At 44.3% G+C, this 9522-nt stretch carries 6 protein-coding genes and 1 pseudogene; 2 read left to right on the top strand and 5 right to left on the bottom strand.

The genetic code is table 11. From position 1 onward, the window contains the following. The 4 genes from WBA89_RS23565 to WBA89_RS23550 form a co-directional block, all read right to left on the bottom strand. On the bottom strand, window positions 1-539 hold a 539-nt coding region (locus WBA89_RS23565), incomplete at its 3' end, for a tetratricopeptide repeat protein (RefSeq protein WP_424409847.1). A gap of 39 nt (window positions 540-578) precedes the next feature. After that, window positions 579-803 carry a DUF2281 domain-containing protein gene (locus WBA89_RS23560; RefSeq protein WP_424409846.1) on the bottom strand — a complete coding sequence of 75 codons (225 nt, stop codon included), beginning with the start codon at window positions 801-803 and terminating at the stop codon, window positions 579-581. A gap of 343 nt (window positions 804-1146) precedes the next feature. Beyond that, the gene (locus WBA89_RS23555) at window positions 1147-2415 is read right to left on the bottom strand and encodes an FAD-dependent hydroxylase (RefSeq protein ID WP_424409845.1); all 1269 of its coding nucleotides are present in this window, start codon (window positions 2413-2415) and stop codon (window positions 1147-1149) included. Window positions 2416-2884: 469 nt separating this feature from the next. Then, window positions 2885-4057: a protein kinase domain-containing protein gene (locus tag WBA89_RS23550; protein WP_424409843.1), complete on the bottom strand. Its 1173-nt coding sequence runs from the start codon at window positions 4055-4057 to the stop codon at window positions 2885-2887. A gap of 255 nt (window positions 4058-4312) precedes the next feature. Between WBA89_RS23550 and WBA89_RS23545 the strand changes: the two genes are divergently transcribed. Both WBA89_RS23545 and WBA89_RS23540 read left to right on the top strand, forming a co-directional pair. Continuing rightward, window positions 4313-8284, top strand: a complete 3972-nt coding sequence (locus tag WBA89_RS23545) for a DUF4347 domain-containing protein (RefSeq protein WP_424409841.1) — start codon at window positions 4313-4315, stop codon at window positions 8282-8284. Between the two features lie 119 nt (window positions 8285-8403). After that, a complete protein-coding gene (locus WBA89_RS23540) occupies window positions 8404-8928 on the top strand; it encodes a GUN4 domain-containing protein (protein WP_424409839.1) in 525 nt (174 codons plus the stop codon). Window positions 8929-9256: 328 nt separating this feature from the next. Here WBA89_RS23540 and WBA89_RS23535 read toward each other — a convergent pair. Further along, window positions 9257-9522, bottom strand: a pseudogene (locus WBA89_RS23535) (hypothetical protein); the annotation flags it as partial.

Below are 9522 nucleotides of genomic sequence, written 5' to 3'. Positions count from 1 at the left end.
GCGTAAGCCATTGCCAGATTATTTTTAGTTCTTGCCCAATCTTCAGGAAACTCTTCACGGGTGAAAACTTCTAAGGCATTTTGATAAAATGCTAATGCTTGTTTGATATTTTCTGTTTCATCGCCCAAAATTCTATCCCTATAAGCATTGCCCAAATTATTCTGAGTGCTTGCCCAGTTTAAAGGAAATACCTCACGGCTATAAATTTTTCGCGTCATCTCAAGACCTGTAATAGAAATTTCTATGTTCTGGGCTCGGTTGCCTAAAGGGAACTCTTTGATTAAGCTACTAAAATTGCTAATAATATCAGTAATTATTAAAGGTTCTGGATAATCTTCTGTGTCTATAATTGCTGTTGTCCAGTCTCGCCATAAGATCCTAAACTCCTCATTGAGTTTGTCTTGATTTGCTGCTAATATTGGGTAAAATCCTTGGGGAGTATCATTGCCTTCTAAAATTGCTTGTAAGATTTCCAACCAAAAATCTAAATAGGTTTGTGAAGTTTTATTTGCTGCATCCTTGTTCATGGCTATTTCCATTGCGTATAACCTTCAAAGTATTTGGGACAACGGCTGTCATTAAATATCGTCTCTCGGAAAATTTCCCCACATTTCTTGTCTGGCTTGGGCGATGTCTTCTTCTGTAATATCTACTTTTAAGTCAGCACACAACCCTTTGACGCTTTTTAGAGGTCGTTTGAGAATGTTTTTTTGCTGAAGAAATTCAGCAAAATCTAAAACTTCTTGCTGCTGATTCGGGGGCAATTCCCGCAATTTATCTAAAACTGCTTGCTCTAAATTCATTGTTTCTTTTCCTCCGTTTTTGCTTTAATTGACATAGCTTTGACTCTGCTCTGTTCTATCTTAATTATATACCAATACGCTTGGGTTAAGCTCGATCCCCCCTTAGCTTGCCCCCTACTCCCCCTTAAAAAGGGGGGGACAAGAACTTACTCAAAGTCCCCCTTCTTAAGGGGGATTTAGGGGGATCTCCGAGGAATAAATATTTTTAACTGAACCGTATTGAATTATATACCAGTCATTGATGAATTTAGTTTGATGGGTGAGTAGCCAGAAACCGGGTTTTTGCGAGAATATTTGGTGACAGCCGAAGAAATGGAAAAAAACCCGGTTTCTTAGATTTTGACTAAGCGCCAAATTCTGGCGGCCGCCCCATTAAACCAGTCATCAAGCGCAAGGCTAAAAATCTCACTGGGGGAATTGTTCGCAAACACCACAATCCGAAGCGGCGAAATGCGACTATTGGCAGCCAAGTATTAGAAAATAATCTGTCTAGGAAATCGGTAAATCCTAACACGATTAAGTTTTCTTTTTTGCGCCAGTTGTGATACCTTTTTAATACTCGCAAATCGCCGATATCTTCGCCTTTTTGGTGGGCTTGCTGCAAGATTTGGCCGATCGCCCCAGCATCCCGAATGCCCATATTCAATCCCTGGCCGCCCACGGGATGGCAGCAGTGTGCCGCATCGCCAATTAGCGCTAATCTGGGCAAAACGTAGCGATCGCTCTGCATTAACTGCACCGGGAACAAAAAGCGATCGCTCTCCAATTCCAAGTTTCCCAAAACTCCGCCCGTGCGCTGTTTCAACAAAGCCAAAAACTCTGTTTCGTCCATTTCTTGCAAACTTTTTGCCTCCGCGTGGGGTGCAGTCCAAACTATTTGACAGCGGTTCCCCGGTAATGGTAATACTCCCATCGGGCCGCTCGGCCAAAAGCGCTCAAAAGCGATATCGTTGTGCGGCTTTTCGGCTTTAATAGTAATCGCAACGCAGGATTGCCAGTATTTCCAGCCGCGAGTGCCGATATTTGCTGCTGTGCGGATTCGAGATTTAGAACCGTCGGCGGCAACTAACAATTTAGTACGAATTGTGCGAGTTTCGCCGTTTTGTTTGATTTGAATTTCAGCGCTATTATTTAAATATTTTACATCTATTACTTCCGCCGGACAAACCCAACTAAAATTTGGATTTTTTGCCAAAGATTCCTGCAAAGCTGACAGCATGACTCGGTGCTCGCCAACGTAACCTAAAGCTGTTTTTGGTACCGGCAATTTGCCAGTATTTCCCAAATCCGGGCGGTGGAATTCGACGACACCGGGATAGTCGCCGTCGCAAAGGCTAATTTGCTCGAAGGTGGTGATTTGGGGCAAGATTTGCTGCCACACGCCGATGTTTTCTAGGATCATTCCCGACAGCAGGGTGATTGCATAAGCTTGTTTTTTGGCTGCTGCGGCTGCGGGGAGTTGGGTTTCAATTATGGCGATTTTTAAGCCGGAATCTTTGAGGGCGCACGCTAAGGTGGCCCCGACTATGCCGCCTCCGACGATCGCGATGTCAAAGTCTAATTCCGGTGTTTGGGTGGAGGCTGCGGTTGGAGAAAGTTGGTTTACGGGCATTTTCAAGGGATTTTTTTAAGTGAATAATCATATTTACTCTTGTATTGTAAAGAATTATTGCGATTTTGGGCGACTTGCCCGATGCGTGAGCTTGAGAAACCCGGTTTCTGGCGATATTTCTGGTTTTTGTGCGTAAAACTCGTAGAAACCGGGTTTCTCGCCCGATGCGCGACTTTGAGAAATTAACAACCAACAACCAATAACTAACAACTAATAACCAATAACCAATAACTAACAACGGACAACTATAGCAATCCTTGCAGGAGTCGTAAACTTTTTACCCCACCCCAACCCTCCCCTTGTTAAGGGGAGGGAGTAAGAAATTCAAAAATGATTTAGGATTGCTATAATAACCAACAACTAACAACCAATAACCAATAACCAATAACCAACAAATAACTAATAACCAATAACCAATAACAAATAACCAATAACCAATAACTAATAACCAATAACCAATAACCAATAACTAATAACTAATAACTAAGTTTTGAAGTGCGAGCATTGCTTCGGTTGCTGAGGGGTAACGCTGGGGGAAAGCGTACAGCACCATCTGGTCTAAAATGCTAGCAAACTCGGGGGTGACAGTTGCATTTTTCTGCCAGATGAGATTGCCTAAATTATCGACTTTGAGCTGTTTCGGCCGCATCCCTGTCAAGGCTTGAATCCCGATGATCCCGACAGCATAGATGTCGCTGCAAAATTTCGGCGAACCGATGGCTTGTTCGGGGGGAATGTAGTCTTGCTGGGTGCCGCCGCGCGATCGCGTTTGACCTGTGCTATTTTGTGAAATGTTGATTTCTTTAACTGCTCCAAAGTCAATTAATACAATTTTGCTGTCTGAGGCGCGCCTGATTAAGTTTTGAGGGTGAATGTCTCGGTGAATTACATTTTGTTTGTGAACGAAGGCCAGGACTTCTAAGATATCTTTTAACAAAGCAATAACCCGCTGTTCTTCCCAGGGTTGACCTTCGATTAATTCTTGATAGATGGGTTGCCCTTCGATGAATTGATAGACTAAATAAAAATATCCATCTTCTTCAAATCGAGCTAACAGTTCCGGTATCCGATCGTGTTGGCCCAAGCGATACAATACGCGCGTTTCTCGATCGAATAGCTGGCTGGTTCTGTCTGACTGGCTTTTCAGGCGCTTGACGAGACACAAAGGTCGATCGGGCAAATTTTCATCTTCAGCGAGATAGGTATCGCTGTACTCGGTGCTCGCCAAATGTTCTCGGATTCGGTAACGCATCCGCAGCAGTTGTCCCAATATCGGATCGAGAGATTGAGCTGGTTGCGTGCCTTTTTGTACGCCTCTGATGATGCAGTCCCAAAGGTTTGCTCCGACTACTCTTTCTTCTGCTTCAATAATTCCTGCTTGCTTCAGTACCTTGGTGAGGTCTTTCCACAAGTTGTAGCCGACATACCGCCCCAGGTAGCCCACTGTGTAGCCGCGGGCGATCGGATCGTTTTGCTGAATTTCTTGGTACGTCAAACCCCCTACAACGCCTTTAATTATCGACTGCTGCAACCGACTCAGGTGTTTTTCAGTTTGTTCGTATACCAGATTGTCCAAAAAAATTATTGCTTCTTCTACCGTCATAGCTTCATATTTTAAATGATTTGTACAGGAGCTACGCATTTTTCTATCCCTATATTCCTGTTATACATGATTGTTATAAAATTTGCTAGGTTGTCTACTTATTGAAATATATTTTTACAAATATGACTTTTATGAGTTTAAGTTATGACTTTTATGAATTGACGTTTTAAGTAGTTGCTGCAACTATATCAAATACAACTTTTAACTAGAGAGTACATTGCCAAATTAGCGATTCGCAAATTTGACTGTACCCAATTCAACCAAAATCTTTAGAGGTGTATCATGCCAAACTCAATGACTCAAACAATTAAAAGGTCGATCGCATTTATCGACAGCGCCGTACCAGAAGCCCAAGTCTTAGCCAACGGCATTAACCCAGAAACCGAAGTCATTCCACTAGATGCCAGTCGCAGCGGCATCGCACAAATTGCCGAAGCCTTGCAAAATCGCAGTGTCTGGGCAATTCACATAATTTCCCACGGATCGTCGGGCTGCTTGCAATTGGGTAGCAGCAAAGTGAATGCAGATAGCATTGAGGGCGATCGCACTTCTTTACAGCAGTGGTTTGCGACACAAATGGGCGCGATCGAAAATTCGCAGCCTTCAAGCCTTGGGGAAGAAAGAATTCAACCAGAAATTCTGCTTTATGGCTGCCAAGTAGCAGCAGGCGACACAGGTATTGCCTTTATCAAAAGGCTGAGCGAACTAACCGGAGCCAGCGTTGCTGCCTCCCAGAATCTGACAGGAAGTGCCGCCCAGGGCGGCGATTGGGAACTCGAAATCAAAACAGGCAAAATCAAAACACATTTAGCCTTGAAACCAGAGGTATTGGCTGCTTACAGCCACGTTCTCTCACTCTTTAAAATTAATGACTACGATCCAGAAATCTACGTCACCAATATCACCGCCGGAGACTTTAACGGTGACGGTAAGCCTGACGTAGCCACTATGGATCTTTTGTCAAACAACATTGGCATTCTCTTTGGAAATGGCAATGGCACATTTAACTTTGGCCCCAAAATTAATTTAGGAGTAGCTCCTTACGACTTTGCAGCAGGAGACTTTAATGGTGACGGCAAGCTTGATTTAGGCATTACTAACTTGAGTTCTAAAAGCTTTTCTGTCTTATTAGGAGACGGCAAAGGCAGCTTTAGTCCGGCCACCAACTTTGATTTGGGTTTGCCCTTCAACCTCTTCTCTGGGGGAGACTTTAACGGCGATGGCAAGCTTGACCTAGTTACTCTTAGCTTCGACTCTAACAACATATCCGTACTGTTGGCAGATGGCAAGGGCGGCTATGGCAAACCCACTAACTTTAGTGTGGGAACATTTCCCAGCAGCATCGTTGTGGCAGACTTTAACGGGGATAAAAAGCTCGATTTAGCAACTGTAAACCAGAACTCTAATAATATTGCCGTACTGTTGGGAGATGGCAAAGGTAGTTTCGACAAAGCCACGAACTTTGATGTAGGAAAATCCCCCACTTCTATAGATGTGGGAGACGTGAACAACGACGGCAACCTTGACTTAGTAACTGCAAATAGCGGCTCTAACAGCGTTTCTATTTTATTCGGAGATGGCAAGGGCAGCTTTGGTTCTACTACCAGTGCTTATGGAGGAGTGAACCCCTCTTCACTTACCCTGGCAGACTTTAATGCTGATAGCAAACTTGATTTAGCAGTTTCTGATGTCATTTCCACCTTCATTTTGTGGGGAGACGGTACGGGTGGCTTCAACACTTACGACGAGGTTCCCTACACTGGTCTCAACCCTGTCATAGTAGACCTTAACGCAGATAAACAGGCTGATATAGTTGGCAATACCCTTGGAGATATCAGGGTTTTGCTCAACGATTTAGACGCTAATCAGGCCGTTTCTTACGCTATTACTATCAATGCTCCTAGCGATACAGAAGGCAACACCGGTGTAAAAAATCCCATTTTCACGGTGACTCGCAGCGGCAATACTACATTTAGCAGCAGTGTTAGTTATGACATTACTGGCAATGCTACTAACGGCAGCGATTACAACAATATTGGCGGGACTTCTGGGGCAACTGGTATCAAAGGCACGATCAATTTTGCTCCGGGTGAAACATCCAAAACCCTGATTATGGATGTCTTGGGCGATACATTACCAGAAAGCAATGAAGACATTATCGTTACTTTGTCAAATCCGATCGCACCAGGCCCCAAACCTACCATTACTACTGCTACCGCTAAGGGTACGATTATAGACGATGACACTCCTGGCAACACGTCCACTACGCCAATACCAATACCAACTCCAACTCCAACTACATCCGCTACTCCAACACCAACTCCAACACCAACTCCAACACCAACAGAAACTACGTTAACTACTCCAACTCCAATACCACCTCCAAGTAAGCCAATACCAATACCAACTCCAATTAACCGCCCGCCGCAGCTAAACGAAGGCCCAGAAACAACTCCCTGGCGCTTCAGCAATCTGAGAGTCAGCAAATCGTCGTCGAAAATTGAGTATACGGTTCCAGAAAAGGCATTTACCGACCCAGATTCTGGCGACAAACTGACTTATTCAGCAACTTTAGAAAACGGTCAACCTTTACCGAATTGGCTGACTTTCAATCCCACTACCCGTACTTTCAGCGGCGACAATACTCAAGCGAAGTCTCTGAACATTAAGTTAACTGTCACTGACAAAGCTGGTGCAACTGCTAGCGATGTTATTCTGTTAAGAACTCGTCAAGCTGGTGTGGTCATTGACGGTTATATTCAGGGTGCGACTATCTTTTTTGATGCCAACAAAAACGGGGTAAAGGATGCTAGCGAACCTTCGGCAACGACTGATGCTAATGGCGAATACGAACTCGATATCCCGGACAGTTTCGATACGAATAAAAATGGAATTTTTGACGCAGAAGAAGGGAATTTAGTAGCTTTTGGAGGGACGGATACTGCTACGGGTTTGCCGCTGGAAACGCCTGTTTCAGCACCTCCGGATGCCACGGTTGTTACTCTGTTAACCAGTTTGGTAACTGATTTGATGGATGGGGGAATGACGCAGAGTGAAGCCGAGTCAAAAGTTAAATCTACTCTGTCTATTCCTGCGGGAGTTGACTTACTCGACTTAGATCCGATCGCCTCTACAGCCAAAAATGAACCTGGTGGTGTCGAAACTCTAGTCGCCATGACAAAAGTCCAAAACGTAATTACCCAAACCAGCAGCCTGATTGACGGTGCATCTACGGCGGACAATACTGCGATCGTCAAAGCTGTTGTCGGGGCAATTAACAGTAAAATCAAATCCGGCGGTTCCCTGGATTTGAGCGATGCGGCACAGGTAGAAAGCATCATCCAGCAATCTGTTGCCAACGTCAAACAAGTTGATAGCAATCTCAACACAGAAAAACTTTCCCAAATTGCCCCGGAAGCGGCGAAGGTAATGGCTGAGGCAAATCAAAGCACGGATCAAGTTAAATCTAAATTTTTGCCTGAGTTTATTCCCTCGGAAATTGCCAAAGTCCAAAAGGTGACATTAGGTGAAAGTTCGATCGCCCTCGAAGAAGCGGCCGCTGGCACAAAACCAATCGCACAGGTAGTTTCCGAAAATACTGGCGAATTTTTAAACGCCAAAATTCAAGGAAATCCAGCACCGGCTCAACCCGCTGTTCCGGTTGTGCAAGGTGATATTGAAGTTGTCAATACTTCTCCTGAAATTCTCGGTGATGATGGCAAAAATCTTGTCGGTACTGATGATAGCGATACTTTAATCGGCGGCAGCGGTAACGATTTTATCAGCGCCAGAAAAGCTAGCGATTCCCTCGATGGTGGCAGCGGAAATGACACGATTTACGGTGGCAAGGGACTCGATACGCTGACAGGTGGCAGTGGATCTGACATCCTATTTGGAGGCCGCGGTGCTGACAGTTTGGAAGGCGGTGAAGGCAATGACAGTTTGTACGGCGGTAAGGGAGATGATACTTTGCTTGGCGGTTTGGGTGATGATTTCCTGAGTGGCGAAAATGGCAATGATTTTCTGACAGGAGGTGCTGGGAGCGATCGCTTTTTGTTAAATTCAGGTAGCGGTTCAGATACAATCCTTGATTTTGAGGTGGGTATCGATAAATTTGCGCTCGATAACGGCTTGACTTTCCAGCAGTTAGAAATTAGTCAAACTGCGGGAGTAACGTTGCTGAAAGTTACATCTACTGGTCAAGTTTTGGCAACTGTGAATGGGTTGAATAGTTCGATTACTGCATCGGATTTTGTGTTGCTTTAGATTTAACTCCAGCGTAGGGGCGATCCTGTGGTTGCCCTTCTAAATGAGGTCGGCACTAAAAACGAATCATTTGTTAAATCACTTTTACCGGGAGGAGCATCATGTTTGAATTTGGAAAAATGACCCTAGTATTCATTACCGCATCTGTTGCTATTTTGCTGCCAGTTGTTCGGACTACCGCACAAGAAACCAGCAGCGAATTCAGTCAACTACAAACTTTATTAGAAGCGAAGAAATGGGACGATGCCGATCGCGAAACCGTCTCTTTACTCCGCAACAACCCCACGTCTTGTCCGAACCTCCGCGCGATCGACCAATTGTGGATGCAACACAGCAGTAACAAATACGGTTTGACCCCGCAGTTAGAGATTTGGCAACAGACGGGGAAGGGTTTAAATTGTCAAACTTGCGAAGAAGAAATTAAAGAATTTAGCAAAAAGGTAGGATGGAAACTCGGCTCGCAAGCAACTCCTATGCTAGGGGATTTTCCAGCTCAGTACCCAACTGTTGCTGCATTAGGTTGGCAAGGCTACGTTGATGGAGATGCAACTATGCAGATTCTTTTTGGTACCCGGAATACATGGCAAGCGTGGAAAGTTCAAGGTTATAACTTGTTCTCTACTTTTGCTAATTGCGGCAAGTAAGTAGACCAACCTAAAAAAACAGAATACTCAGATACCCGACTTCTTAAAGAAGTCGGGTATCTAAAGCGCGAGGTCGTTTTACGTTCTTTTGCTTTCATACTTCTGGTTCTTTTAAAAAGCTGGTTTTGCTGAATACAGGTATGAATTAAAAATTTCCCAATTGCTATGGGCCAAGTATGGTGAGTTTTGTAACGTTGGAGAAAAGTTTATTCATACCGTAAATCAGCAACGCCATTTATAGAAAACAGGCAAGATGCCTGTTCCACAAATATAGAATAAGAAATAACAATCAACAGTCAACTGTCAACTGTCAACTGTCAACTGTCAACTACTTAATCTTGTTCACATAGCCCCACAAACTATAATCGCGACTCAGCCAACCCCGAAAAAAAGCCATTTGACTCGGATCTTCTTGCACCCGTTTGTAGCGGTAAATAATCCGCTCGTTAATCATTTGCAGCGCTGTATTCTTGTTGTTAGCAACTTTCAACGCTTGCCTGGTGCGCGAATCAAAAACACCAGTTTGTGGCAATCCTAAAGCTTGCTGCAAAAATGTAATAGAATTGTTAATACCGAAATTAACTGCGGTGTCAA

This window comes from Microcoleus sp. (assembly GCF_049646505.1).
Taxonomy (GTDB): Bacteria; Cyanobacteriota; Cyanobacteriia; order Cyanobacteriales; family Microcoleaceae; genus Microcoleus.
This window is presented reverse-complemented; position numbering and strand designations above follow the sequence as displayed.

Coding starts and splice junctions, on each gene's coding strand:
- WBA89_RS23560 (WP_424409846.1), bottom strand. CDS start 803: ATGAATTTAGAGCAAGCAGTTTTAGATAAATTGCGGGAATTGCCCCCG.
- WBA89_RS23555 (WP_424409845.1), bottom strand. CDS start 2,415: ATGCCCGTAAACCAACTTTCTCCAACCGCAGCCTCCACCCAAACACCG.
- WBA89_RS23550 (WP_424409843.1), bottom strand. CDS start 4,057: ATGCGTAGCTCCTGTACAAATCATTTAAAATATGAAGCTATGACGGTA.
- WBA89_RS23545 (WP_424409841.1), top strand. CDS start 4,313: ATGACTCAAACAATTAAAAGGTCGATCGCATTTATCGACAGCGCCGTA.
- WBA89_RS23540 (WP_424409839.1), top strand. CDS start 8,404: ATGACCCTAGTATTCATTACCGCATCTGTTGCTATTTTGCTGCCAGTT.